Annotated in this window: 21 protein-coding genes and 1 pseudogene; 14 read left to right on the top strand and 8 right to left on the bottom strand. The window is 55.0% G+C overall.

The window, feature by feature from the left end; translation table 11 throughout:
• Positions 1 to 18 precede the first annotated feature (18 nt).
• The 3 genes from E0L35_RS23570 to E0L35_RS23560 are packed head-to-tail and all read left to right on the top strand — an operon-like array spanning position 19 to position 3,103.
• Positions 19 to 1,050 carry a histone deacetylase family protein gene (locus tag E0L35_RS23570; RefSeq protein WP_138801582.1) on the top strand — a complete coding sequence of 344 codons (1,032 nt, stop codon included), beginning with the start codon at positions 19 to 21 and terminating at the stop codon, positions 1,048 to 1,050.
• On the top strand, positions 1,047 to 2,153 hold the full coding sequence (locus tag E0L35_RS23565; protein ID WP_138801581.1) for a class II histone deacetylase: 1,107 nt from the start codon (positions 1,047 to 1,049) through the stop codon (positions 2,151 to 2,153). The genes E0L35_RS23570 and E0L35_RS23565 overlap by 4 nt, the downstream gene beginning before the upstream one ends.
• Complete coding sequence (locus tag E0L35_RS23560; protein WP_138801580.1) at positions 2,150 to 3,103, top strand: branched-chain amino acid transaminase; 954 nt, start codon at positions 2,150 to 2,152, stop codon at positions 3,101 to 3,103. The genes E0L35_RS23565 and E0L35_RS23560 overlap by 4 nt, the downstream gene beginning before the upstream one ends.
• 193 nt (positions 3,104 to 3,296) lie before the next feature.
• On the opposite strand, the gene E0L35_RS23555 is transcribed toward E0L35_RS23560, so the two are convergent.
• The 6 genes from E0L35_RS23555 to E0L35_RS23530 form a co-directional block, all read right to left on the bottom strand.
• On the bottom strand, positions 3,297 to 4,406 hold the full coding sequence (locus E0L35_RS23555) for a histidinol-phosphate transaminase (protein ID WP_089690632.1): 1,110 nt from the start codon (positions 4,404 to 4,406) through the stop codon (positions 3,297 to 3,299).
• A 22-nt stretch (positions 4,407 to 4,428) separates the two neighbouring features.
• The gene (locus E0L35_RS23550) at positions 4,429 to 5,811 is read right to left on the bottom strand and encodes an FAD-binding oxidoreductase (protein WP_009286737.1); all 1,383 of its coding nucleotides are present in this window, start codon (positions 5,809 to 5,811) and stop codon (positions 4,429 to 4,431) included.
• A gap of 64 nt (positions 5,812 to 5,875) precedes the next feature.
• Entirely contained in the window at positions 5,876 to 7,516 is a 1,641-nt protein-coding gene (locus E0L35_RS23545; protein WP_138801579.1) for an ABC transporter ATP-binding protein, read from the bottom strand.
• Between the two features lie 9 nt (positions 7,517 to 7,525).
• Positions 7,526 to 8,359 (bottom strand): ABC transporter permease, encoded by an 834-nt coding sequence (locus E0L35_RS23540; RefSeq protein WP_138801578.1) that lies wholly within the window; start codon positions 8,357 to 8,359, stop codon positions 7,526 to 7,528.
• Positions 8,356 to 9,336, bottom strand: a complete 981-nt coding sequence (locus tag E0L35_RS23535; RefSeq protein ID WP_138801577.1) for an ABC transporter permease — start codon at positions 9,334 to 9,336, stop codon at positions 8,356 to 8,358. Before E0L35_RS23535 ends, E0L35_RS23540 begins: the two co-directional genes overlap by 4 nt.
• 78 nt (positions 9,337 to 9,414) lie before the next feature.
• A complete protein-coding gene (locus E0L35_RS23530; protein ID WP_041157576.1) occupies positions 9,415 to 10,971 on the bottom strand; it encodes an ABC transporter substrate-binding protein in 1,557 nt (518 codons plus the stop codon).
• 210 nt (positions 10,972 to 11,181) lie between these two features.
• Between E0L35_RS23530 and E0L35_RS23525 the strand changes: the two genes are divergently transcribed.
• Positions 11,182 to 11,907, top strand: coding sequence for a GntR family transcriptional regulator (locus E0L35_RS23525; RefSeq protein WP_138801576.1), 726 nt, complete (start codon positions 11,182 to 11,184; stop codon positions 11,905 to 11,907).
• Entirely contained in the window at positions 11,885 to 12,922 is a 1,038-nt protein-coding gene (locus E0L35_RS23520) for a histone deacetylase family protein (protein ID WP_138801575.1), read from the top strand. The genes E0L35_RS23525 and E0L35_RS23520 overlap by 23 nt, the downstream gene beginning before the upstream one ends.
• On the opposite strand, the gene E0L35_RS23515 is transcribed toward E0L35_RS23520, so the two are convergent.
• Positions 12,919 to 13,224, bottom strand: a complete 306-nt coding sequence (locus E0L35_RS23515) for a DNA-binding transcriptional regulator (RefSeq protein ID WP_138801574.1) — start codon at positions 13,222 to 13,224, stop codon at positions 12,919 to 12,921. The two genes, E0L35_RS23520 and E0L35_RS23515, sit on opposite strands and share 4 nt — an antisense overlap.
• On the bottom strand, positions 13,217 to 13,591 hold the full coding sequence (locus tag E0L35_RS23510; RefSeq protein ID WP_138801573.1) for a type II toxin-antitoxin system RelE/ParE family toxin: 375 nt from the start codon (positions 13,589 to 13,591) through the stop codon (positions 13,217 to 13,219). The genes E0L35_RS23515 and E0L35_RS23510 overlap by 8 nt, the downstream gene beginning before the upstream one ends.
• Positions 13,592 to 13,756: 165 nt before the next feature.
• Between E0L35_RS23510 and E0L35_RS23505 the strand changes: the two genes are divergently transcribed.
• From E0L35_RS23505 to E0L35_RS26905, 9 genes and pseudogenes are all read left to right on the top strand, one after another.
• Entirely contained in the window at positions 13,757 to 17,422 is a 3,666-nt protein-coding gene (locus E0L35_RS23505; RefSeq protein ID WP_138801572.1) for an ATP-binding protein, read from the top strand.
• Positions 17,419 to 18,054, top strand: a complete 636-nt coding sequence (locus E0L35_RS23500; protein ID WP_022520046.1) for a hypothetical protein — start codon at positions 17,419 to 17,421, stop codon at positions 18,052 to 18,054. Before E0L35_RS23505 ends, E0L35_RS23500 begins: the two co-directional genes overlap by 4 nt.
• Positions 18,051 to 19,295 (top strand): hypothetical protein, encoded by a 1,245-nt coding sequence (locus E0L35_RS23495; RefSeq protein ID WP_138801571.1) that lies wholly within the window; start codon positions 18,051 to 18,053, stop codon positions 19,293 to 19,295. Before E0L35_RS23500 ends, E0L35_RS23495 begins: the two co-directional genes overlap by 4 nt.
• Complete coding sequence (locus E0L35_RS23490; RefSeq protein ID WP_138801570.1) at positions 19,292 to 20,161, top strand: hypothetical protein; 870 nt, start codon at positions 19,292 to 19,294, stop codon at positions 20,159 to 20,161. Before E0L35_RS23495 ends, E0L35_RS23490 begins: the two co-directional genes overlap by 4 nt.
• Before the next feature lie 201 nt (positions 20,162 to 20,362).
• Positions 20,363 to 21,547: a DUF262 domain-containing protein gene (locus E0L35_RS23485; RefSeq protein WP_138801569.1), complete on the top strand. Its 1,185-nt coding sequence runs from the start codon at positions 20,363 to 20,365 to the stop codon at positions 21,545 to 21,547.
• Positions 21,544 to 22,998 carry an AAA family ATPase gene (locus E0L35_RS23480; RefSeq protein ID WP_138801568.1) on the top strand — a complete coding sequence of 485 codons (1,455 nt, stop codon included), beginning with the start codon at positions 21,544 to 21,546 and terminating at the stop codon, positions 22,996 to 22,998. The genes E0L35_RS23485 and E0L35_RS23480 overlap by 4 nt, the downstream gene beginning before the upstream one ends.
• Before the next feature lie 127 nt (positions 22,999 to 23,125).
• Positions 23,126 to 24,085 carry a hypothetical protein gene (locus E0L35_RS23475; RefSeq protein ID WP_138801567.1) on the top strand — a complete coding sequence of 320 codons (960 nt, stop codon included), beginning with the start codon at positions 23,126 to 23,128 and terminating at the stop codon, positions 24,083 to 24,085.
• Positions 24,086 to 24,319: 234 nt separating this feature from the next.
• Positions 24,320 to 24,553 (top strand): annotated as a pseudogene (locus E0L35_RS23470) (MBL fold metallo-hydrolase); the annotation flags it as partial.
• A gap of 257 nt (positions 24,554 to 24,810) precedes the next feature.
• Entirely contained in the window at positions 24,811 to 24,936 is a 126-nt protein-coding gene (locus E0L35_RS26905; RefSeq protein WP_283241551.1) for a hypothetical protein, read from the top strand.
• The last annotated feature ends 123 nt before the right edge of the window (positions 24,937 to 25,059 follow it).

The raw sequence follows: 25,059 nt of genomic DNA, 5'->3' as shown, positions 1-25,059 counted from the left end.
AGCTAAGGACTGCGACCCATGAAGTGTTTTTATCACCCTGATCAGGCGTTGCATGCGCCGCCGACCTTTCTGCTGCGCGGCCAACCTGCGCCTTCGCCGGAAGGCCCGGTGCGCGCTGAACTGCTGACCCAAGGGCTGGCAACGGCAGGGCTGACCCTGTCCACACCTGCCGAGGCCGATTCGCCTAAGCTGCGCAAGCGCCTGGAACAGATTCATACGCCGCGCTACCTGACGTTTTTGGACACCATTTACGCTCGCTGGCAGGCGCTGCCCAATGCGGCGGAAGTGGTTGCGCCCAACATTCACCCCTGCGGTGGCGGCCACCACTACCCGCGCCACCCGATCGGGCAAGCGGGATGGCATTTGCACGATATGGCCTGCCCGCTAAGCGCGACCAGTTTTCAAGGCGCGCTGGCCTCGGCCGCTAGCGCTGAAGCTGCAGCACAAGAGGTGCTTAATGGCGCGTCTACAGCCTACGCATTGTGCCGCCCGCCGGGTCACCATGCCGGGCCGGAGCGCGCTGGGGGCTTTTGCCTACTGAACAATTCAGCGCTGGCCGCCACGGTGCTGCGTGAACGCTTCGCCAAAGTAGCGATCATCGATGTGGATCTGCATCACGGCAACGGCACCCAGGATATTTTCTATCATCGCAGCGATGTCTGGACGGGCTCGCTGCACGCTGACCCTAGTGATTTCTACCCGTTTTTTTGGGGCGGTGCTGATGAAGAGGGCTTTGATGAGGGCGTAGGTGCTAACGTTAATCTGCCCTTACCGGTAGGCAGCGACGGGGAGGTTTATCTCGATGCCCTGGCGATTCTGATTGATCACCTACAGCGCTATGAGCCCGATGCCGTGGTGGTAGCGTTAGGCTTGGATGCCCACAAAGATGACCCGCTAGCGGGGCTTACGGTAGAGACCGAAGCATTTATCGAAGTGGGTAAACGCTTGGCAGCGCTCTCGTTACCCATGATGATTGTTCAGGAGGGAGGCTATCCCACCGAGCACCTAAGCGCCAACCTGACCGCTTTTATGCAGGGCTTCACGGCATGAGCAGAACCGGTTTCTATTGGCACGAACGCTGCTTTTGGCATGATCTGGGCGCGATTGGGGTATTTTCCGCGCCCGGTGAATTTTTACAGCCCCAAGCCGCCTCGGAAAGCCCGGAAAGCAAACGACGGCTGAAAAATATTCTTGAAGTCAGTGGGCTGATTGACGAGCTGAGCGTGGTTAAACCTTCTGCCGCTGCGATGGAAGATCTGCTGCGTTTTCATACCCCACGCTATTTGGATGAACTGCAGACAGGGGATAAAGCCCGGGGCGGCAACGGCGGCGACTGCGCACCTTACATGCCCGGCAGTTGGGCGGCAGCCACGCAGTCCGCTGGGCTGGCCATTGCCGCCGTTGAGGCTGTGGCGCAGGGCGAGGTGAGCAACGCCTACGCCCTATGCCGCCCGCCGGGGCACCATGCCGAAGCCGACCAGGGCCGTGGGTTCTGCCTACTGGGCAATATCCCCGTGGCGGTGATGCGCGCCCGGGCCTTAGGGCAGGTTAACCGTGTGGCGATACTCGATTGGGATGTTCACCACGGCAACGGTCAGCAGGCGGCGTTTTATGGCGAGCCCAATGTGTTGACCGTTTCACTCCATCAAGCGGCGAACTACCCGCTGGAAACCGGCAGCTTTGACGAGCAGGGCGAAGGTGCTGGCCTGGGTGCCAACCTCAATCTGCCGCTGCCACCGGGCTGCGGGCTAGGCGCCTATGCCTACGCCATGGAAAAACTGGTGCTGCCTGCGCTGGAAGCCTTTAACCCCGAGCTCATCGTGGTGGCCTGCGGTTACGACGCCTGCGCTAAGGATCCCTTAGGAAAAATGCTGCTCAATAGCCAAGCGTTCGCCACCATGACCGCTCAGCTTAAAGCGCTGGCCGAGCGCTGCTGCGATGGCAAGCTCGTGTTTATTCACGAAGGTGGTTATTCAGAAGGCTATGTACCGCTCTGCGGCCACGCGGTGATCCAGACCCTGGCGGGCAGCGCCACTGCCGTGCCCGATCCGCAAAACGATGAAATTGCCGCCTGGGGCTATCAGGCCCTGCAACCGCACCAGCAGACGTTGATCGATGACTGGTGCCAACAGTGGGAGCAAACAACTCGATGACACCGCTTTATGATCGCGATGGCTGGATCTGGCAGGACGGCGGATGGCGCGCCTGGCGGGACGCCAAAGTGCACCTGTTTACCCATACGCTGCACTACGGCATGGGCTGTTTTGAGGGTGTACGCGCTTACGCAGGCCCTTCGGGCACGCATCTATTTCGTGTTGCTGAACATACCCGCCGCTTGGCGGAGAGTGCTCATTCGCTGGATATGCCGCTGCCGTTTAGTGAAGCGGAATTGATCGAGGCTCAGCGCGAGTGCCTGGCCAAAAACGGCCTGAGCAATGCCTATCTGAAACCTACCGTGTTTTTTGGTGCGGAAGGTTTAGGATTACGCGCCCAAGGATTAACCACCCACGTAATGGTCGCCGCCTGGGATCTAGGCCCCTACATTTCGCCCCAGGCCGCCACCCACGGCTTGCGCGCGCTGACCTCTTCCTGGGCTCGCCATCACGTCAATATCAGCTTGTGTCGGGCGAAAACCAATGGTCACTACGTCAACTCGATACTGGCACTGAATACCGCGATCAAAGCCGGTTTCGATGAAACCATCATGCTCGACCCGGAAGGCTATGTGGCTGAGGCCTCGGCGGCTAACGTCTTCTTGCTCCGCGATGGCGTGCTGCACACCCCGGAAGTGACGTCCTGCCTGCAAGGTATCACCCGGGATAGCGTGATTCAGCTGGCGCAAAAAGTGCTGGGTATTGAAGTGCGCGAGCGGCGGATTACCCGTGATGAGCTCTACACCGCCGATGAGGCATTTTTAACTGGCACCGCCGCCGAAATACTCCCGCTTCGCGAACTGGATGGTCGCCATATCGGCACCCGAACGGGTGCGCCGCCTGTCAACGAGCCGATCAGCCCAGATAGCGTGACGGCGCAACTGCAGGGCTTATATCGCCAGGCGGTACGGGGTGAGTTGGATGACTTCAGGCATTGGTTAACGCCTTAGGACTATTGGGGTTGGAAGTAAGAACTATGCAACCCCTGTCACCCGCTGCGAGGGCAGGTTGAAGCGAGGGTCTTTTGTCATGGATGACAAAAGTAGCGCCCAGGGATGGGTTCACAGCGCCCTCGCGGAAACCTGCCCTCGATGCTTACAGCTATCTGCATGCATACATCCTTTATCAAATTTACTAATTTAATCAGGCGTGCTCTTTAATAGCCTGTTCGAGAGCCGCCAATCTTCCAGGCACCAGTGCGGCTTGCACGGCCGTAATACGTATTACATTGGCAAGCTCTGGGTGTGCCAAACGAGCGACCAAAACGCCTTCAGCGAGCAGTTGCTGATGTACCTCGGCGGCGAGTTCAGCGCTGGGCAGGCGAATGCCGATAAAGTTGGTGGCGCTGGGCAACACATCGGCACCGAGTTCGCGAAAGTGTTTAGCCAACTGCTCACGGCGGGCTTTTACATCGGCGACGTGTTGGTGAACTTCGTCAGGGTGGTCGAGTACCACTTCCGCAGCGGCCAGGGTCAACGACGATACTGCGTAGTGAATGCGCACCTTCATCATCATCGCCAGCACGTCAGGGTCGGCGATGGCGTAGCCAATGCGCAGGCCCGCCAGGCCGTGAGCCTTGGAAAGCGTGCGCAGGCGAATCACCCCCGGTATTGCTTTAGCAGCGAACTCGCTACCCGCGTCATCGCGGAAGTCCCCATAGGCTTCGTCCAGCAGCAGCCAGCAGGTGTCGGGCAGCGCCTCGCGCAGCTTGAGGATGTCGCTGTCGCTGTGTAAGTGGCCGCTGGGGTTATCCGGGTTGGCCAGATACACCAGTCGTGCGTTTTCCTGATGGGCAGCGGCGGCCAGAGCTTCCAGGTCGGGGGCCAGCACGCCGGGCGCTTCATAATAGCTGGGCTCTACCAGGTTACAGCCCTGGCCTTTGGCAAAATAACCCAAGGTGGGGTAAGTGCCTGCGGTGCTCACCACGGTTTCACCCGGTTCGCAGGTGGTGCGCAGGGCCAGGGCAATCAAACTATCGGCACCGGCATCTACCAACAGGGTTTCAAGCGCCATACCCTGTTGTTCGCTAATACGTTTGCGAACACCCAGCGCCTCGGCGTCGCCGTAGCAGTAAACGTGTTCGACCAGCGCATCGCCAAAGTGATCGCGCAGGGCGCGGTGAGGCATATCCAGGCCTTCGTTAGAGCCCAGCCGATGGGGGATTACCTTGCCAAGTCGGCGTTCTAGCACCTTAATGCCCGGAAATGGATTAGCAGGGCCTTCACTCAGTAAGTGGTTGGGGTAGCGGGGCATGTTGATATCCTAAAAACAATTATTAACTCAATATTTTACCGCGATTGAGAAGGCGATGTGGGTCTAGCGCCTGCTTGAGCGTATGCATCAATTCAATCTCGGCGCTGGAGCGGCAAGTGGCGAGCCAGGGGCGCTTCTCCAGGCCAATGCCATGCTCGGCGGAAACTGAGCCGCCCAGCGTTGCCAGCGGCTGGTAAACCATGGCTTCAACCTCTCGCCGCACTTCGATCTCAGCGCTCCCCACGCTAACGGAAATATGAAGGTTGCCATCGCCGAGATGACCAAATACCACCAGTTTCGCCTCTGCCCAGCGCTGGGTTAGCTGTGCTTCCAAGGCATTGGTGTAGCGCTGCATATCGGCAATCGGCAGGCTGACGTCGAAGGTGAGTACCGGCGCCAAGCCTTTGACCAGCCCCTCGATATCTTCACGAATCGCCCATAGTCCATCGCGTTGGGTAGTCGACTGCGCGATCACCGCATCGACAATCAGCTCGCTCTCTAACGCACTTTCTAATGCTTCGCTGAACTGAGTGGCATTGCGCTCGGTGTCGCTGCCCAGGGAATCAATGATCACATAAAACGGATGTTCAGTGGCAATCGGCGGAGTGTGGCGGCCCAGGGTTTCAGTGAGCAGCCGGTAGTGGTTTTGCCACATCACCTCAAAAGCGCCGAGGCCTCCGCCAAGCGCTTTGCCCATATGGCTGAGCAGCCCGGTAAGTGCCTCAAACGAGGGGCAGGCCACCATCGCCGTTTGCTCGCTTGGGGTAGGTGGCTGCAGGCGCAGCACTGCGCGGGTCACAATCCCCAGGGTGCCTTCGCTACCGATAAACAGCTGCTTTAAATCGAAACCGGCGTTGTTTTTCAGCATGTGGTTCATGGAGCTGACCACCCGGCCATCGGCCATCACCGCCTCCAGGCCGAGCACTTGCTGGCGCATCATGCCGTAGCGAATGACCCGGACACCCCCGGCGTTGGTGGCGATATTGCCGCCAATGGTGCAACTGCCCCGGGCGCCCAGATCCAGCGGAAATTGCAGCCCGACCTCTTTAGCGGCTTCCTGAACCCGTTGCAGTGGTGCCCCGGCCTGAACACTAAGCGTACCGCCTACCTGGTCTATCTCTTCAATCGCGGTCATCCGCTCTAGCGATATCACCAGCTCATCTGGGCTCGCCTCAGCGCCGTGTACCAAGCCTGTTAGGCCACCGTGGGTCACCACCGGCTGCTGCACCTGATGGCAAGCGCGCATCACCGCGGCGACTTGTTCGGTATCCGCCGGGCGTACAATAGCGCCTGCCTGGCAGGGCGCGCCGGTCATCCAATCGACACTGCGGCTAATAACATCGTCGCCCGTTAATACGTGGGTCGGGCCGACAATGGCGCGCAGAGCCTCCAGGGTTATGTGCATGTGTGTTCCTTAACGTGTCTTGTCCATTCGGTAAACTAGCTTTTGAAAAACCTGCTTTGCAAACTTATGCGGTTGCCGCCACGGGCGCTTCGCGGCCGGGAATTGCCTTGAGCAGGTCTTGGGTATACGCCTCACGTGGGGCGAGGAAAATCTGCTCAGCGCTGCCTTGCTCTACAATCCGGCCGTGCTGCATCACCACAATGCGGTCGCAAATCTGCGCGGCGACGCGGAGGTCGTGGGTGATAAACAGCAGCGATAACGAAAGCCGCTGTTTAAGCTCCTCCAGCAGTTCCAACACCTGGGCCTGAATCGACACGTCCAAGGCTGATACGGCCTCATCCGCCACAATCAGTTCAGGGTTGAGCGCCAGCGCCCTGGCAATACCGATGCGCTGGCGCTGGCCACCGGAAAATTCATGCGGGAAGCGCTCCACGGCGCTGGCGCCCAAACCGACCATATCGAGCAACTCGCCCGCCTGTTTAAGCGCTGCGGCTTTGGGCGTGCCATTGGCAATCGGCCCCTGGGCTATCGCCATGCCCACTTTGGTGCGTGGGTTGAGCGAGGCGTAAGGGTCTTGGAATATCATCTGCACCCTGTGGCGTTCCCGGCGTAGCGCATCGCCTTTGAGCTGCGAAAGATTCACCCCATCCAACAGCAGCTCGCCGCTGTCCGGGTGCTCCAAACGCACCACGCAGCGCCCGAGGGTGGACTTTCCGGAACCGGATTCGCCTACGATGCCCACGGTTTCACCGCGGGCCAGGGTGAGCGAAACATCCTCAAGGGCACGTACCTCCCGGGCAGGTTTAAGGAATCCGCCGCGGGAGCGAAAGACCTTATTGAGCTGCTTGATCTCCAGCAGCGGGGCGACTTGGCTGGTCTCCCGGTGGGGCGGCACTGCATTGCTGGGAATCGCGGCAATCAGCGCTTGGGTATAGGCGTCTTGAGGATTCCCAAGCACCGACTTAGCGTCCCCCAGCTCGACGATCTTGCCGTGGCGCATAACGCAAACACGGTTGGCGATTTCGGCTACCACGCCAAAGTCGTGGGTGATAAACATCACCGACATGCCGCGCCGCTGCTGAAGGTCGCGAATCAGCTCCAGGATCTGCGCCTGAGTCGTCACATCCAGTGCAGTAGTCGGCTCATCGGCAATCAGTAGAATGGGCTCCAGCGCCAGGGCCATGGCGATCATCACCCGCTGGCGCTGGCCGCCGGAAAGCTCAAACGGGTAGGCGCGAATGGCCTTCTCCGGCTGTGGAATACCCACTTCGATCAACAGCTCCAGGGCGCGGGCTTGGCGTTCTTTGGGGGTGAACTGGCCATGGGCCTCGAACACTTCAGCAATTTGCGCGCCTACCCGCATCAGTGGGTTTAGGGCGGTCATTGGCTCCTGGAAGATCATGCCGATTTTTAGCCCGCGCAGGGCGCGGTGCTGCTTTTCCGACAGGGCAAGTAAATCCTGCCCTTCAAAGAGTATCTCACCATGGGTAGCGTTCACGCCCTTGGGCAGCAGCCCCATCACAGCGTTGGCGGCCATCGATTTACCGGAACCGGACTCACCCACTACGCACATGATTTCGCCGCGCTTCACCTCGTAGCTAACGTCTTCCACCGCCAGGGCGCGATCCGCCCCTTTTGGGAGCGCAATGTTGAGGTCGCGAATGCTGAGGACGGTGTCAGCCGATTGATTCTCTGTAATAGGCATATAAAGTCCTTAGCGCTCGCGTGATAGTTTGGGGTTCAGTGCGTCGTCTAAACCTTCACCCACCAGGTTTAACGCCAGTACCGTCAGCAAAATCGCCACGCCAGGGAAGAAACTCAGCCACCACGCCTGGCGAATCACCGTGCGCGCAGCGCCTATCATATAGCCCCAGGACATCACGTTCGGGTCGCCCAGGCCGAGAAAAGACAGCGCCGACTCCAGCAAAATCGCGGTGGCCACCATTAGCGAGGCCAGCACGATAATCGGCGACAGCGTATTGGGCAGAATCTGGCGCAGGATAATCGTGCTGTTGGACTGGCCGACCAAGCGCGCGGCTTCGACATACTCGCGGTTGCGCAGCGACATAAATTCAGCGCGCACTAAGCGGGCCACCGGCGGCCAGCTGACAATCGCAATCGCCAGCACAATCGAGGTGATGCTGGGCTGCATGATGGCCACCAGCACTATCGCCAGGGCGAAGTTGGGGATGGTCTGGAAGAACTCGGTAAAGCGCATCAGTACGTCATCAATGATACCGCCGTAGTAGCCAGCAATGGCCCCCAAGGGAACGCCAATCAGCAGCGCCACGCTGGTGGATACCAGCCCGATCAATAGTGATACCCAGGCGCCGTGCATTAAACCTGAGGCCACGTTGCGGCCCATGGTGTCGGTGCCCAGGGGAAAGCCATCTTGGGATAGCGGCGGTAAAAAGGGCCGCTGCACCATGCGCCAGGGCGATTCAGGAAACAGCAGCGGCGCCAGTATGGCCATGGCGATAATCAGCACCAGGATGATCAGGCCGACGAGGGCGCCACGGTTTTGCGCGAAGCGTGCGAAAAAGCTCATGCGGCCCCCTTCTTGATGCGTGGATCAGCCAGGCTGTACACCAAATCGGTGATGATATTGAAGACGATGACCAGCGCCGCCGAGAAGAAGAAAATGCCCAGCAGCAGGTTGTAGTCGCGCTGTTGCAACGCTTCGAACATCAGCCGCCCGATGCCGGGCCAGGCAAACACGGTTTCGGTCAGGATGGCGCCTCCGACCATCTGCCCCGCCTGCAGGCCGGCTAACGTGATGATCGGCAGCAGGGCGTTACGCAACACATGGCGGCGCTGAATAATGCTGGGCTTCAAACCTTTGGCGCGGGCGGTTTTGACGTAATCCTGCTGCGCGGCATCCAACATCGAAGTGCGCGTCATGCGGGTGTAAATCGCCATAAAAAATAGCGCTAAGGTGGTCGCCGGGAGCACTAAGTGCTTGGCAACATCGAGCACCAGCGCAAACCCCGTATGGCCTGCCCCCACGGTGTAGAGGCCGTAGGCGGGCAGCCAGCCCAGGTAGACGGAAAACACCACCACCGACATCAGTGCGACCCAGAACAGCGGCGTGGCGTAGAACACCAGCGCTAGCGCCATGATCAGTGATCCAGAGGGTTTCTTGACCCGTGCCGCGGCCATGGAGCCCGCCACGATGCCCAGCACCAACGAGAGCACGAAGGCAGTGCCAGTCAGCAATAGGGTGGCAGGTAAGCGATCCATAATCAGATCAAAGACAGGGACGCCCAACCGGTAGGAGTAACCGAAATCGAGCATGGCGATACCTGATACATAGCGCCACAGCTGCACATACATCGGCTGGTCGAGCCCAAAGCGCTCGCGCAACTGGTTGAGAAACTCCTGGTCGGCAGCACCTGCTTCACCGGCCAGAATGGCGGCCGGGTCACCTGGGGCCAGTTGAATCAGCAGGAAGTTAAAAATAACGATTAAAAACAGCACAATCACGGCTTTAAATAGCCGCATCAGAATGAGGCGCGCGTAAACCATAAGTCGTTTTCCTGACTAATACCTTCAAGACATAGCTAAAAAAAACCAGGTAGCTCGCGCTACCTGGGTGGCTTGGGTTTAGCGATCTAGCCAAGCATCTTTAAAGCCGTCGTTGACACCCACGCCGGAGGTGACGAGGTTCTGCACATCACAGCGGTACAGGGTCGGGAAGCCCAGTTCCATCAGCCAGCCAACGGGCACGTCTTCATGGAGGATTTCCTGTACTTCGCGGTAAAGTTTTTCGCGCTCTTCGTCGGGGAAAGCCGTGGCGGCCTCGTTAAACAGCTCGTCGACGCGCTCGTTTTCGTAGCCTTCCACGTTATTCCAGGGCGAGCCCTTGGCAATGTTGTCGGAAAGGTAGGTGCGTGAAATACCCAGTGCCGGGTCGCCGTACTGGTAGAGATAGGTAAAGGCGAGATCGTAATCCCAATCGCCCAGGCGCTGGTTCCAGCCGCCCACGTCGGTGGCTTGGGTTTCAACGTTAATACCCACTTCGCGCAGGTTCTGCTGCACGGCTTCGGCCCAGCGGGTCCAGGTTTCGCCGTAGGGCAGCGGCAGAATAGTGATCTCTTCACCGTCGTAGCCCATTTCATCCAGTAGCTCACGGGCGCGTTCGGGGTTGTGATCGTAGGGTTCCAGGTCATCGTTCTGGAAGCGTGCATTGGAGCCGAAGGCGGAGAGCGGCACATTGCCCAGGCCGTTCCACAATACATCTTTGGCGAACTCGCGATCCATGGCGTACATCACCGCCTGACGGAAACGTTTATCCGCCGTGGGGCCTTCGCGGTTGTTCATCCACAGCATGGCAAAGGGGCTGAAGTACTCGTGGCCCTCTTCGGTCATGCAGACGTTATCCATCTCGGCCAGGCGGGGAATATCGAAGTTCTCGACGGTACCACTGGGCAGCACGTCAATGGTTTCATTTTCGAACGCCACCGCACGGGAAGCGCCGTCAGGAATGATGTGCCAATTGACGCCATCCAGGTAGGGCAACCCCTCTTCGTAATACTCTTCGTTTTTAACCAATTCGATCACCGTGCCACGCTCCCAGTTGGAGAACTTAAACGGGCCGGTACCGATGGGGTGGTCATTATGCTCGTTATCGCGGAAGTCGGTGCCCGCGTAGAGGTGCTCGGGCACCATGGTGAAAGTGCCCGCCTCGAAGGAGAGCAGGAAAGGGCCGAAGGGTTGAGTCAGGGTAAACACCACGGTGTGGTCGTCGGTGGCTTCGATACTCTCCACGTGCTGCAGCACGGCGCGGGCACTGGGGTTCAACTCGCGGTGGAAGACATCGGCGGAGAACACGACGTCATCGGCGGTAAAGGCTTCGCCGTCGTGCCAGGTAACGCCTTCACGCAGATGGAAGGTGTAGGTGCGGCCATCTTCACTGACTTCCCAAGACTCCGCCAGTTGCGGCATGGGCTCTAGGTCGGTGGTATAGCGCAACAACCCTTCGTAGATATTGCCTGCCACGGTGCGGGTAGGGGCGTTTTGAATCATGCCCAGCACCAGGCCTGGCGGCTCGGGCTGAATGATGGTGTTAACGACACCCCCTTCTTTAGGGTCGTCTGCCATAGCGGCGGAGGTAAAAGCGAGTGCTGCAGCGGAAATAGCCAAAGCTAAAGGTTTTTTCATGTTTCCTGCTCCTCGGTTATTAGCACGTAATGAGGTTACGTAGTCGTTAGGCGAGCGAGGCGTGTCAGACCCGGTTGTGATGTTTGTTAGGGATCTGTTTTGACCATAGCAGCACTTGGTAAAACTGTCGACAGTCGGCAATCGTTCGTCGACAAGTGGCTTTTTTTCGTCATACTGGGAAGAACACGTCATATCCCATGAGTGAATGCGATGGCCTCACCAACGGCGGCTCCCAGGGCCTTTATCCAGCAGCAGAACCTGGTCGAGCAAGTAGCTGACTATTTAACCCAAGCGATTATTCAGCAACACTTTTTACCCGGCGAACGGCTTTCTGAAGTGCAGCTCTCCCGCGACCTGGGTGTTAGCCGCGCACCGGTTCGCGAGGCCGCTCGTTTGCTGGAAAGCCGTGGTTTATTGATCTCGAAACCGCGCCGAGGCTTCTTTGTTCGCGCGTTGAATGCCGTTGAACTCGAAGATGTGTTTGATTTGCGGCTCTGCCTTGAGCGCCACGCGATCGAACGCCTGGCAGAACGCTATACCGCCGATGCCCAGCGCGCGCTCAAGCAGCAAGTAGAGGTGCTATGTGAAGCGGCAGCCGGGAACGATGGCACCCGCCGCATCGAGGAGGATTTGCAGTTTCATCGACTGATGCTGCATTACGCAGGTAACGAGCGTCTGCTGCGCGCCTTTGACGACCTGTCCCATGAGCTGCGCCTCTGCATCACCCTAATTACCAAAACCCATGAAGCCCCCGACACCATTGCCACCAGCCACTTTAAGTTGCTCGACGCGCTGGATAGTGGCAGCCCTGCTGCCTGCCGTGAGGCGATTGACTACCATATCGGCGTTGCCCGCGATTTCGTAGTCAAGGGTGTGGGCGAAACCGGAGATAGTTCTGATGAAGATAGTGCCGATGAAGACGTTCTTTCACGCTGACCAACTGCTTCATCAGCCGCAAACCTACTTCTCCCGGGGCAAAATGCGCACACCCCAGGAAGTGCCCGAGCGTGCCACGCACCTGCTGGCAGCCGCCAAACAGCTAGGGTTTGATATTCAAGCGCCCGCGGATCATGGCGTGGCGCCGTTAAGGGCGGTGCATTCGCTGGCCTATTTGCGCTTTCTCGAAAGTGCCCATCGGCGCTGGCATGCCCTCGGCGAGGATTGGGGAGAAGAAGTTATTTCCAATATTTTTGTGCGTTCGCCCAATGCTCTGCGCGGCATCTTGGCGGAAGCCGGGCGTTACTTGGCTGACGGTAGCGCTCCCGTGGGCCAGCACACTTGGCAGTCTGCTTATTGGTCGGCGCAGAGTGCGGTCGCCGGGGCTGAGGCTTTATTAGCCGGGGAGCGATTTGCCTGTGCGTTATCGCGCCCGCCAGGCCACCACGCGGGCATCGATTCCGCCGGTGGCTTCTGTTTTCTCAATAATGCCGCCATTGCCGCGCAGCATCTCACCTCGCGCTACCCCCGCATCGTCGTGTTAGACCCGGATATGCACCATGGGCAGGGCATTCAGGAAATTTTCTACCAGCGCGACGATGTGCTGTATATCTCGATCCACGGCGATACCACCAACTTCTACCCAGCGGTGACTGGTTTTGAAGACGAGCGCGGGCAGGGGGGCGGGCTGGGCTATAACCTCAACCTGCCGATGCCCCATGGATCAGAGGAGTCGGTGTTCTTTGACCGCGTGGAGCAAGCCTGCCAAGCCATCCGCCTGTTCGAACCGGACGCCATCGTGCTGGCGCTGGGGTTCGATATCTACGAACTTGACCCCCAAGCCAAGGTCGCCGTTTCTACCGCGGGTTTTGCTGAGCTTGGCCGCAGGGTAGCGGGCCTGAACGTACCCACGCTGGTGGTGCAGGAAGGCGGCTACTACTTGGAAGGGTTGGAGGCCAATGCAGTGAGTTTCTTTGAGGGGCTGCTGGGCAGAGTAGAAAGTAATAACGATTAAGCCAGTATTTCCAACCCCTTTGCTGCCACCAGGTTCAGCAGCTTAAGCGAAGGGCCATTGGGTTTCTTCTGGCCTTGCTCCCACTTTTGAACCGTGGATACACTGGTATTCAGGTAGGCCGCAAACACGCCTTGGCTGGCGTGATTCTTGGTGCGAATCCGCTTGATCTGTATGGCTGTGTACTCTTTTACTGGCGGCAGGCAGAGCGCATCGAACTCGCGCAGCGTGGTTTCTTTCATCACACCAGCCGCGTGAAGATCTTGAGCCGTTTCATGCACCATATCTAAGATTGATTTATCCATCGTTTTTTACCTCAATCAATGCGCCATGCTTAATGGCTTCGGCTAATGCTTTCTCACCGTAGCCCAGTAATTCTTTTGCTAAATGTTTTAACGCTTTAAGCTCTTCGGCACTGATGTTAGCGCGGGCATTTTTGGCAAAACCATAAACAAAGAACGCCTTATTACCGATCTTATAAGCCAACAGGGTTCTAACCCCGCCGCTCTTGCCTCGACCACCGATTGCCACGCGTTTTTTCACCACATGACCACCTAGGTCAGCATCAATCAGGCCGCGCTCCATTTCCTCAACTGCGGCTAGCAAAGCAGCATCATCCAGTCCTTCCTTTGCTGCCCACTTACTGAACACTTTGTTTTTAAATACTCGCATCTGATACCTGTACTGTTATCCTCAATATATAGCACTAAGTGTTATAGTGAGCCAGCTTTTTTTAGCCGCGTAGCCGCTTTGGTCTGTGTCTGGCAATATAGCCACTTTCAGCGATCAGCAAAACGATCCGGATAGCCATTGAAATAGTCATCGAAAGGACACGGCATGGCCCACCTGCTACGCATCGTGATGATTCACGGCCACCTGGAAGGCGTGGTCGAACTGAGTGTGGACGGCCACACCAATATTTGCGGCACCAACGCCTCCGGTAAAACCACGCTACAGCGCCTGGTGCCGGTGTTCTACGGCGAATTACCCAACAAGGTCGTGCCCAAAACGCGCATGAAGTTCGATGCGTTTTACCTGCCTAATCGCAACAGCTACCTGGTGTACGAATACCGCCGCGAAGCGGGCAATATCTGCCAGGCGGTGCTCACGCGTAAACAAGAGGGCGGGGTGGAGTACCGCTTTGTCGGCGCGCCCTACCAGCCGGAGGATTATCTGGTGGAGAGCGACGCGGGCGTGGCGGCGCTGGACTACACCCAGTGGGCCAGCGGCCTGCGGCGCAGCGGCACGCCAGTCTCCTCCAAGCTGGGCGCTACCTCAGAATTTCGCTCGGTGATCCAGAACGACTTTACCCAACTGCACGGCAACAGCCGCGATGGCCTCAAGCTGCGCCAGATCGCGTCGCAGTTCAGCCTGGTGAAACCCGAGCGGCGCATCCGCCATATCGAAAAGCTGGTCTCAGCGGTGCATGCCAAAGAGGGCAAGATGGACACCCTCAAAACCATGCTGGCGGCGATTTTCGAAGAGGATGGCGTTGAACTGCCGGTGACCCGGATTCGCAACACCAAGGCGCGGGAGTGGATTGCCCAGATGCGCCAATCCATGCGCCTGGAACCGCTGCAGGCATCGCTGGCCCGGCTCGCCGGTATCGATCGAGAACTCGCCGATCTGGATGCCACACTGTGGCAACTGAAACCCCAGCTAGAAGACGACCGCCAGCAAGCAGAGCGCCGCATGGCCGATGTGGATGCCGAGCTTGCCCGCCACCAGCGCGAATTCCAGCAGCGGGAAAGCGACTACGCTGAAGCGCGGGATAAGCTGAACGACCGCCACAGCGAAGTGGTCAGCGATCTGCAGCAGACCCAGCGCCGCCTCAACGATCTGCAAACCCAGTACGAGCAATACGCCGATGCGGACATGCCCGCCCTGGAGCGCGACATCAACGCGCTGCCCCAGTGGCGGGAACAGCGCGACCAACTGCGTGCCCACCTGAACGTGATGCAGGACGCGGTAAAAGAGAGTCAGGCGCGCCTGGACGGTCGGTTGCGCGAACTTTCCGAGGCACTGGCCCGACAGACCCGTGAATCCCAGGAGCTGATCGACGCCCTGGTCGAAGAGAAAGCCCTGCGCCGGGAGCAGCAGTGGGAGTCCGAACAGCAGCTTAACGAACGTTACCAGCAGGAGCGCCAACGCCTGGAGGGCGAGTACCAGGCGCAGCTGGAGCTCGGCGTTGAGCAGCTAGCTGAACTAAAAGCCCAGCTCTCGCTCTCGACCCAAACCGCCGAAGAGGCATCCGAAGCGGAGCTTGCCCAGGCGCGCCTGGATCAGGCCCAGCAGGAGCGCAACGCATCGGCCGCCACCCTGGATGGCCTGCGCCGGGAGTTTGAAAGCCGCAAACGCGAACGTGACAGTGCCGAACAGCAGTTGGTGCAACTTCGCCAGCAGTTAGAGCGCGCCGAGCAGCGCTGCTTTGCACTCTATCAGCAGCGCGACCCGGAGCAGGGCAGCCTGCGCCACTTCCTGCGCTACCACCGCCCCGGCTGGGAGCAGCAGCTGGGCAAGGTGATTGCCCCGGAGCTGCTGGAGCGGCGTGATCTTGCCCCGCAGCTGGCGGAAGGCGCGAGCGATGACCTGTTTGGGCTGGCGCTGGATCTCTCCGCCATTGCCCTGCCCGATTACGCCCAGGATGAAGCCAGCCTGCTGGCCGCCATCGAAGAAGCCGATAGCGCCAAACGCCGGGTGCAGTCAGAGAGCCAGGCCGCCGAGAAAGCGCTCAAACAGCATAACGAGCGGGTGCAGCAGGCCGATGAAGCCCAGGATCAGGGCCGCATGGCCCACAAGCGCGCCGAGCAGGAAGTCGAGTTTGCGATAGAGGCCCGCCGCCAGCAGCAGGAGCGCCACACCAAGCGCCAGCAGGAGCGCCGTGCGGCCCATCAAACCGCGTTAGCCAGCCAGGAGCAGGCGCAAAAGGAGCTGCGCGAAGAGAAGCAGCAGGCGCTCGCCGCCCTCAGCGAGACCCATCAAAGCCAGTTGTTAGAGCTAAAAGCCGACGGCCAGAGCCAGGTGGATAGCCTGGATGCCCAGCTGCGCCAGTATAAGCAGCAGTTGAGCGATGCCAATGCCGAACACAAACGCCAGCGCGCGGAACTGGAAGAGGCCTTTAGCCAGGAGCTGGCCGAGCAGGGCGTCGACCCCGCCAAGCTAAAAGATACCAAGGAGCGGCTGGCAAGCCAGGATGAACGCATCCGCGTCACCGCCGCCCGCCAGGATGAACTCACCGAATACACCCGCTTTATGCGCGTCGAGTGGGGGCAGCACAAGCCGCAGCTGGTCGCCCAGGAGGCAGAGCTGGAGCAGGCCGAACAGCAGCTGCAGCGCGATAAAGAGCACCTGAAAAACGACTTCCAGGCCGCGCGCAAAACCCACCAAAGCACGGTCAGCACGCTGAAAACCCAGCGGGAGAGCGAATACGCCTGCCTGGAAGCCTTGAAGCCGCTACTCACCCAGCTGGAAACCTTGGCCATTGAACCCGATGGCCAGGCGCCCGGTACGCCACTGGGCGATGTGGACGAGCGTATCGAGCGCGCCCGCCAGGCGCTGGGCAATCGCCACCAGCTTATCGAACAGCTGCGCCGTGGCTGCCTGGAAGTCGAAAGCCAACTGATCAAGGACGCCAGCAGCGGCTTTGCCGAAGCGCTGGAGAGCGAACGCAGCAAACTGCAGAGCGATAACCCGCGCCTACAGCTGCCGCTACTGCGCGACATGCTCAAACTGCTCGAAGATCAACAGCAGCAGCTGATTCAGGAAGGGCGCAACCTAAGCGACGACCTGGATAAGTTCTTCACCGTGTTCCGCGATTTGAACCGGCGCATCAGCGCTCAAAGCCGCAGGCTTTCTGAAGAGGTCGCCGATGACCTGCGCCTGGAAGGCATCACCAAGGCCGAAGTGCGCATCCAGTCCACCATCGATGAACTGGGCTTTTGGGAGCCGCTGAAGCTGTTCGCCCAGCGCTACAAGGAGTGGCGCGAATCCGGCCAGACGCTACCCAGCGACGACTACCTCAACGCTCTGGCAGACGTGGTCGACTTGCTGCGCAGCGACCAGCAGTACAGCTTTGAAAGCCTGCTGCGCCTGGAGCTGCACCTGAACGAAGGCGGCACCGATCTGGTGATCAAAAACGACCGCCAACTGCTGGAGTCCTCCAGCCACGGCATGGCGTACCTGATTCTGTGCAAGTTCCTGCTCGCTTTTACCCGCCTGCTGCGCGGCGGTGCGGAAATCGCCATCCACTGGCCCATCGATGAGATCGGCACCCTGGCGTACCACAACGTCGAAAAACTGTTCGACGCCTGCGACAGCAACCGTATTCATATTGTCGGCGCCTTCCCCAACCCCGAGTCCGATGTGCTGCTGCTGTTCGCCAACCGCTATCTGATCGACCGCGATGAGGCCAACCCCAACAAACGGGTGTTAAAACGCATCGAGCCACGGCTAAGCCGCCTGGCCGAACGGCTCCAGGAGCGTCAGCAGGAGGTGACGGTATGATCGAACATGGCCCACTGCTAGAGCGCCTGCTGGCTGGGGAGTTTGTCTGCCCGATCAGCGATGAGAGTGGCTATCGTCACCTCACCAATGAAGAGACCCGGGAGGAGATCGATACCTACCTGCGGCCGCTTAACCGGCGGCTGGCCAGCAATGAGGATGGCAGCGTCTATTTTCTGGCCTGGCGTCAGCTCAATGATAACGCCCGGGATCAGCTCTCCCGCCAGCTCGGCGATACGCTCAATAGCCTGCTGCCGTTGCTGGAGTGGCTGCAACTGGTTCAAGAAGCCCTGGGCCGCGATACTCTGGCTGCCCCCGGCGACGTGCTCAAACCGGCCGAGTTCAGCGCCAAGTGCGAAGATAACCAAAGCCTGCGCGAACGCCTGGAGCGCCTGGCCACCGACAGCTTTTTTGGCTCGCAAAGTGACCAGCTCGATGCCCAGGTAAAGCAGGTCTTCAAGCGCTTGAAAGAGCACGGCTACCTTCTCCAGCCCCATTCAGAGCGGCAGGTATTCGTGGTCACCGGCAAGATCGACTACCTGGTGGATCTGGTGCGCTTTATTCGCGATGAAGAGAACCTGCCTATCGAAGAGGGCAGCGAGGAGGGCTCCGGTTCCCAGGAGGCCTTGTTGTGATTTCGAGCGGAGAACACGCCCTGGAAAGCCGCCTGCTCAAAACCGGCAGCGAGCGGCTGGCGCTGCTGGGCAAGCACGCCGATACACTGATGCAGGCCTACACCCGCGATGAAGTGCCGCTGGAATCGCTCAGCGATAGCGCGCTGCGTAAGCTGCTGGCGGCGCGCATTCTATGGCGGCCGGATGAGCAGAGCGGCGTGAAGCTGGCGCCCAAAGTGCGTGAACTGATCGCCGAGATGCTCGCCGACGAGACCCGCCGCCATGTGAACGCCGACGTAGCGGAAACCCTGGAGCTGATTCGCGCCCTGGTACACAGCTACCGGGAGGCGCGTAGCCGCGGCGAGCACTGGCGGCTGGAGCAGCAGTTGATGCGCCTGCGCCAAGAGGTCGACGACCTGAACGGACGCTTCGCCGATGCCATCGACAGCTTATGGCAGCGGCTGAATAGCGATTTCGGCTTTGTCAGTCAGCTCAACGACAAAATCCGCGAAAATGACCGCGCCCAAAAGCAGATCGCGAGGCTGCTGGATGGCCTGGCGCTGATTGACTTCGACGAGCTGATCGAACTGGTGGGCAGCGACGGCGGCCTGCGCAAACTGTTGATCAGCCAGCTGCAGCAGCAGTTGAGCCACCACTACACCAGCCTGCGCGAAGTGCAGCGGCGCTTGATCGAACTGATGGCGCGCTTTCGCAAACAGCAGGCGCGCAGCCGCCTAATCAGCGGCATGGCCGCCTTTATGCGCGAACACCCCGGCTTTGTGCCAGGCAACTATGCACGGCGCAGCGAGGTGCCAGGGCTGGTCAATCAAGCCGCCCCGCTAAGTGCGGCGGCCGCCCCGGCGCTGGATCGCAACCTGGATAGCCGGTTGCTCGCCGAGCTGCTGCACCAACTACCCCAGCCGCGCCATACCACGCAAACGGTTGAAGCCGCGGCCCCTGCCCAAGCGCAAGAGAGCAGCCTCGCCGCCGCCCGCCAGCAGGCGCTCAAGCAGGATGTAGAACACTTCTATTTGAGCGTGATCGACCAGCCCCAGGCGGAGCCGGTCAGCGCCCTTGAGTACCTGCACGAAAGCCCGCTGGAGTGGCCGGATGAGATCTGGCTCTTCCAGGTGATTTCCGAATACCAGGGCCTACCACGCAGCGATCAGAAGGCGTTTCGACTCAAACAGCAGGAAAGTCAGGCCAGTCAATTCAATCACCTGCGCCTGATCCACGACGTTGAACTGCAGCTGGCCGTATGAACCTACCCAGCCGCGCACGCAATGGCCTTAACGGCGTCGCCCGCGAACTTCTCCGCCAGCCCGCGGTGGAGAAGCCCCGCCGCCAGTGGGTAGACGACGTGGTGGCCTGGTGCCACCAGCACGACATCGACTTGGCCTCGCGCATCAACAGTAAAGCACTGCGTTTTGACGCCGCCTTGCTGGCGCAGATCAACGACGTACTCGAAAGCGCCCGCCTAGCACCGCTAGGCCGCTCACTCAGCGGCTTGAGCAGCAGCGCCCAGGCGAAAGAGGGAGTAGAAGAGGATAAATCAAACCGCGAAAGCCCCCGAGCGCGGCGGGTACTCGTCAGTTTTCCGCCCCAGCCAACAACCGGGCTTGCCAACGAGCCTCGCGCTATTCGTGATGTGGATATACTGGGATTAAAACTGAGCGCGTTTAGCGCCCTGGTTCAGGTCGAAAACCTGGACAGCTTCTATGAGTTTTCGCCGGAACTACCCTCGCTAAGTGGGTACACAAACCCGCTGGTCGTTTACCGCGGCGACAGCCACTACGGTGGTGGTTTTGCGCAATTGCTCAACGCTTGGAGTAAAACCCGACGACCGCATATCTACGCTGGTGACTTTGATGTTAAAGGCGTTACGCTAGCGCTCGATAGCGGTGCCACTCACTTGCTCCTGCCCAACATCGAATGGCTCACCCAAAACGCCACGCCGCTGCACGTGCCTGCTGAGCAGTTTCCTTACCAACGGCGGCTGCGTAAGCACCTTGCTGCGCTGCCATCCGTTCATCCATTGCGTGACTATCTAGTGCTTTTGTTGGAAAAGCAGCGGGGGCTCAAGCAGCAGTGGTTTGGTGGGGAGATCGTATCTACTGTGCTTGCGTGAGGATAGATATAGCAAAATTTTCGGGAGACGAAATTGAAGCGTATCTCCGAATTTACTTTTGCTAAAAAGATAGTTAATGGAGTAAAGTCAATCAGATGGGATATAACCTTAATGAATGATCGGCTACATTTCTTCAGGAAATGTGGTTAACCTAAGAGCTAATGTATAGTTAATAAGTGCTCTTCGATATTAGGAAAAAGAATGCATTTAACACCTTCTGACCCAGATATTGCCACTTTGTATAGAAAAATAAAGCAAAAAAGGCTTGATTTACAACCAAACTTTCAACGTGGTGAAGTCTGGGGGAGACCTAAAAAACAACGCTTAATTGATAGTATTTTGCGTGGTTGGCATATTCCACCTATCCATGTAATAAAAGTTCCAAATAGTGAAAAGCAAGAAGTGTTAGATGGTCAGCAACGATTAGCTGCTATACGCGACTTTTTAGAGGGTGAGTTTTCCATCAATGGTAATTTAGATCCAGTTGAACCATATATTATGGAGTTGGATGGACTATCATGGGCTGATCTTCCAAAAAATATCTCGGGAAAAATTGAAGATTTTACAATTAGACTGTTAACAATATCTGACTATAAGCCCGGCGAGCCTGGTGAGTTGTTTTATCGTTTAAATCAACCGACAAATTTAACGTCAGCTGAACAAAGAAATGCATATTTTGGTGAAGCTCGTCAGCAGGTAAAAGACTTGTCGGAAGTTATGATAGAGTTAGGTTACAGTCGTGAGACATTGGGCTTTTCTAATTCGAGGATGGCTTATGATGATGTAATATCAAAATTTTTACTTACTCTCGAACTTGGCACACTAAAAAGAAAAATAACTGCTAATACTGTTACGTCTCGATATAGAGATAGTGATGGGTTCTCCAGTAATTATATTGTTGAGGCCGAAGACGTTCTTTTAACGTTTTACAATTGTTTGATTTATACTGATAGGTCAGTTAAGTTGAATAAGGCCTCTACGTTAAGCTGGCTAATATTCATTTGCTCATATCGTAGGTTGTTTAAGTCTGAAGAAGCGCTTAAAGAATTTTTCTTGACCTTTGAAGTTGTAAGAAAAGAAATTAATAGTTCAGTTGGTATAAGTTATTTGCCTAAAGGGATAAATAAAGGGTTGGTAAATAAAGTCATAGCTATATATCAGGATAGGAGTGGTTCGCGAGTAGCAGATACTTCTTCAGTAGTTTTAAGAGATATGTGTTTATGGCTGTTGTTTGTATCTTATTTTCCGGAAGTAAAAGATCAAAATTCTAAAACATTGGCTGTGTATGACTCTATGCATTATTTGGCGACAATTGCTCCTTCATCTATAACCGAGAAAAGCCTTGAGGAGATTGCGGATAGTCTTTCGTGGGGTCAGAAATTATGATTAATTTACGCCAAGCTAAGATGAATGATCATTGGCGAACTGCTTTTAAGAGAGACTACTCTTTAGTAGTTAAAGACATGGTGTTTAGCGAAGGTGAGATTTTTGGGAATGCCAGCTTAAAACTAAAGCCTGGCGTAAATGCTATTGTTGGAAAAAATGGAGTTGGTAAAAGTAGTTTTATACGAGCTATTTATAATTCGTTAATGTGTGATTCAAGCAATAGAAAGAAATTCTCAAATCTTTTAGATAAAAGTAAAATTGAGCTCGATTTGACTATTTCAGGAGAAGATTTTTCACTAAATCTGGTTCCTTTCGAAGACAATGAAATTGAACAAGATATTTTATGTTTACTGTTTGACCCTTGCTCGCTTATTCCAGAGATCCAGAATCTATTCAATCAACAAGATAATTTTAATGAGCTATTAGAAGCTTTAAGTTCTGTTCCATTATCTGAAGATGAGCTAAAGCTTGCAAGTTTTATAACCAATACAGAATACTCATCTATTGAAATTATAAACATTGAAGATGAATACGACTCTTTTCCAGTGCTTCCTTTCTTTACGGTCGACAGGGAGGGGGTTAAGTATGATAGTAGGAACATGGGGCTTGGCGAACTGTCACTATTATATTATTTTTGGATCATTGATTATATTAGGAAGTCAAAAAGCAACTGTTTGTTAATTATAGAAGAGCCAGAAAGCTTCCTTCCTCCTCTAATTCAAAATCGGTTGTGTGATGTGCTTGCAATGACATTAGCAACGGAAGGGACAGCATGTTTAATATCTACCCACTCAGAGCATATATTAAGAAAGATTCCACGATCTCATATACACATAATGTGTCGTATTTTACAACAAACAAAGTTTTTCAACGCGGCTTCACACTTTGAACGCATGGATATTCTTGGGCTTATGGCTCCTAAAAAAGGACTTCTGTTTTACGAAGATCACGCAGCTTATTTATTTGCTAAGTCGCTTATTAAAGTTTCGCCTATATTTGTTTTAGATAGTTTTCTTTATCATTGTTCAGGTTCAGAAGGTGATGTTTTATTAGACTTGAAACGTTATCCTAGCACTATGACAGAATTTTCATTCTTAGCAGTGTTTGATGGAGATTGTAGAGAAAGATTGGCAAAAGATCTGCAAGGATTTGAGAATTACGTTTTTTTACCATCTTCTTTGTCACCTGAAGAACTTATAATTTCATATTTGAGAAGAGAAGAATTAACTCATTTGGCAAGTCATATAGGTAAGTCAGTAGAGGATGTAGCAATGGCAAAGGAAATTTGTGCAGGCTTAGATCATCATGACTATTTTGTGGAAATGGCTAAATCGCTAGCTTTATCATACGATGACCTATTTACAAAATTATGTGATTTATGGATTGGTGATGAAGTAAATTTTGGAAGTGTTGCAAGATTTTTTGCTGAGCTAGATAGGAGTATAAAGTAAATTGATTTTAGTTTATAAGTCTTTCTTTTGTTGTGGTTTTTCTAAAAGAGTGACTGTTTTATTCAGTCAGTTTTTTAGGTTGTTAAATGAAAAGTAACTATGTAAAGTCTTAGCAGGAGATATGAAATTGAGCTTTATTGCGTTTAGCTGGCTTTTAATTGCAGGTCTTGGTGGGCTGTCGGTATTTGTTTATAATGTTGCAAGTCTTGCAGATGATGCAGTAAATTCAGAAAGTAAGAAAAAAATTAAAAATATAGTCAAAAATTACAAATCTACGTCTACCTTTCGCCACTCTTTTCTTACATTTACATTAGCCTCTGATGTATATTTTGGTGAAAAAATTATAAGCCTAAAGTCATTTTTGAGATCGCTTGCATTAAGCCTTGGCTGGATGGTTGTTATAACACTAGTATGCATTTTTATATTTCCAAAATATAGGTCGTGGTTCTCTGAAGAGGGAATTTATAATTTGATTTTGGAATATGGTTTATTGCTACTTTTGTCTGTAGTGATTTTAGATTTTATCTCAGTAAGTCTTACAAGGTTAATAGTGAAGAAATCCAAGCCAAATGGTATTATAAAGCTTTTTTTTGTGTTGGCTTTTGATTTGTTTTTTTCTATCTTGATTTTTTATATTGGCTTCTCGTTTGCAAAGTACTTCATTGTAAACCCTGTATGGCTTGGCTTTGACACATCGTTGTTAGTTTGGGTTAACCTCGATCAGCTGCCGATATTGCTTAATACATTAAATGATTTAACATCTGATATGCTCCAAAGGCAATCTGATGGAACTATTTTGATAAAAGGAGGATGGGAGACTGAAGTTGTTTACGCATTTCCAGAAGGGATTGCCTTCTATTCTAGTTTGTTAACATCAATTTGGCTTTGGTTGCACACTATTTCTTATGTGTTGATGAAGATTAGTCTTTCATTTGATAGTGGCAAAGGGAAGCTGATGTCTTTTTTTGATATAGAAGGTAAGCCGTTTAAGTCATTGGGTATTATTGTTTTGATTCTCTATGCTGTATTGGTTTTAATAATTATTGCCTTTGGTTTTGTTGTTAGTTGGTTTAGGGGTGTATGGTAGTAATCAGCAATGTTAGTTTTGTATAGCTTGAGGGCTGCCGATGAAATAGTCTTCATGCTTGCTACATTATTAGTTGTTTATTTTGGTAATAAATGTGCTAATGCCGATGTCGATAGATTTCTGCTGCATTAATATATTTCTAACACCTATCTCAAGGCAGTTTTTTTACACATAGCTAACTGGGAGACTACTGTCTTGCTTCCAAAGCAAGTACATAAGAGATCAAAATAAGCTATGAACTTACTCTTCCTCGGCACCTCCGCTGGTGTACCCACTAAAATAAGAAACGTCTCCGGCGTCGCTTTGCGCGAGAGCAAAGGCAAAGACTGGTACCTGATCGATTGCGGTGAGGGCACCCAGCATCAGGTGTTGCACACAAAGCTGTCGTTTCATTCATTGAAAGCCATCTTTATCACTCACGTGCACGGCGACCACTGCTATGGGCTGCCGGGCATACCGGCGAGTGCAGCCACCTACGTGCATCGTAATTTGGACTATGCTGGGAAAACTAGTTTTTCTTAACGTGGCATCCTACAGCTCAAGGATACGATGATATGAGTCTAGAAATAACAATGATTGTACTGCTCGCTGCCATCTTTAACGCAAGCTGGAATGCGATCGTTAAAGTGAGTGGCGACAGAATGTAAGCGAGCCACCAAACCCATCTACTCAAGCTAATTACGCCTCTTCACACTAATGATCTCTTGTTGGTTTTGGAGATCACCATGACCTGTGAACTCAACCCTACCCGCGCCTTTTGGCTGGGTCATCTTTACTGTGCCTCAGCGCAGAACATGCCGTTAAGTGACTACGCCGCTTCCCAGGCGTTAAGCCTCGCTGACCTGCTGTAAGCGAGCCACCAAACCCATCTACTCAAGCTAATTACGCCTCTTCACACTAATGATCTCTTGTTGGTTTTGGAGATCACCATGACCTGTGAACTCAACCCTACCCGCGCCTTTTGGCTGGGTCAT

It is taken from the genome of Halomonas sp. ATBC28 (genome assembly GCF_005937175.1).
GTDB lineage: Bacteria > Pseudomonadota > Gammaproteobacteria > Pseudomonadales > Halomonadaceae > Vreelandella > Vreelandella titanicae.
The sequence above is the reverse complement of the archived record's forward strand: the minus strand, read 5'-3'. Positions and strand labels throughout refer to the sequence as shown.

Coding starts and splice junctions, on each gene's coding strand:
- E0L35_RS23545 (WP_138801579.1), bottom strand. CDS start 7,516: ATGCCTATTACAGAGAATCAATCGGCTGACACCGTCCTCAGCATTCGC.
- E0L35_RS23520 (WP_138801575.1), top strand. CDS start 11,885: ATGAAGACGTTCTTTCACGCTGACCAACTGCTTCATCAGCCGCAAACC.
- E0L35_RS23570 (WP_138801582.1), top strand. CDS start 19: ATGAAGTGTTTTTATCACCCTGATCAGGCGTTGCATGCGCCGCCGACC.
- E0L35_RS23515 (WP_138801574.1), bottom strand. CDS start 13,224: ATGGATAAATCAATCTTAGATATGGTGCATGAAACGGCTCAAGATCTT.
- E0L35_RS23555 (WP_089690632.1), bottom strand. CDS start 4,406: ATGCCCCGCTACCCCAACCACTTACTGAGTGAAGGCCCTGCTAATCCA.
- E0L35_RS23540 (WP_138801578.1), bottom strand. CDS start 8,359: ATGAGCTTTTTCGCACGCTTCGCGCAAAACCGTGGCGCCCTCGTCGGC.
- E0L35_RS23505 (WP_138801572.1), top strand. CDS start 13,757: ATGGCCCACCTGCTACGCATCGTGATGATTCACGGCCACCTGGAAGGC.
- E0L35_RS23500 (WP_022520046.1), top strand. CDS start 17,419: ATGATCGAACATGGCCCACTGCTAGAGCGCCTGCTGGCTGGGGAGTTT.
- E0L35_RS23490 (WP_138801570.1), top strand. CDS start 19,292: ATGAACCTACCCAGCCGCGCACGCAATGGCCTTAACGGCGTCGCCCGC.
- E0L35_RS23510 (WP_138801573.1), bottom strand. CDS start 13,591: ATGCGAGTATTTAAAAACAAAGTGTTCAGTAAGTGGGCAGCAAAGGAA.
- E0L35_RS23525 (WP_138801576.1), top strand. CDS start 11,182: ATGGCCTCACCAACGGCGGCTCCCAGGGCCTTTATCCAGCAGCAGAAC.
- E0L35_RS23550 (WP_009286737.1), bottom strand. CDS start 5,811: ATGCACATAACCCTGGAGGCTCTGCGCGCCATTGTCGGCCCGACCCAC.
- E0L35_RS26905 (WP_283241551.1), top strand. CDS start 24,811: ATGACCTGTGAACTCAACCCTACCCGCGCCTTTTGGCTGGGTCATCTT.
- E0L35_RS23480 (WP_138801568.1), top strand. CDS start 21,544: ATGATTAATTTACGCCAAGCTAAGATGAATGATCATTGGCGAACTGCT.
- E0L35_RS23560 (WP_138801580.1), top strand. CDS start 2,150: ATGACACCGCTTTATGATCGCGATGGCTGGATCTGGCAGGACGGCGGA.
- E0L35_RS23535 (WP_138801577.1), bottom strand. CDS start 9,336: ATGGTTTACGCGCGCCTCATTCTGATGCGGCTATTTAAAGCCGTGATT.
- E0L35_RS23565 (WP_138801581.1), top strand. CDS start 1,047: ATGAGCAGAACCGGTTTCTATTGGCACGAACGCTGCTTTTGGCATGAT.
- E0L35_RS23530 (WP_041157576.1), bottom strand. CDS start 10,971: ATGAAAAAACCTTTAGCTTTGGCTATTTCCGCTGCAGCACTCGCTTTT.
- E0L35_RS23485 (WP_138801569.1), top strand. CDS start 20,363: ATGCATTTAACACCTTCTGACCCAGATATTGCCACTTTGTATAGAAAA.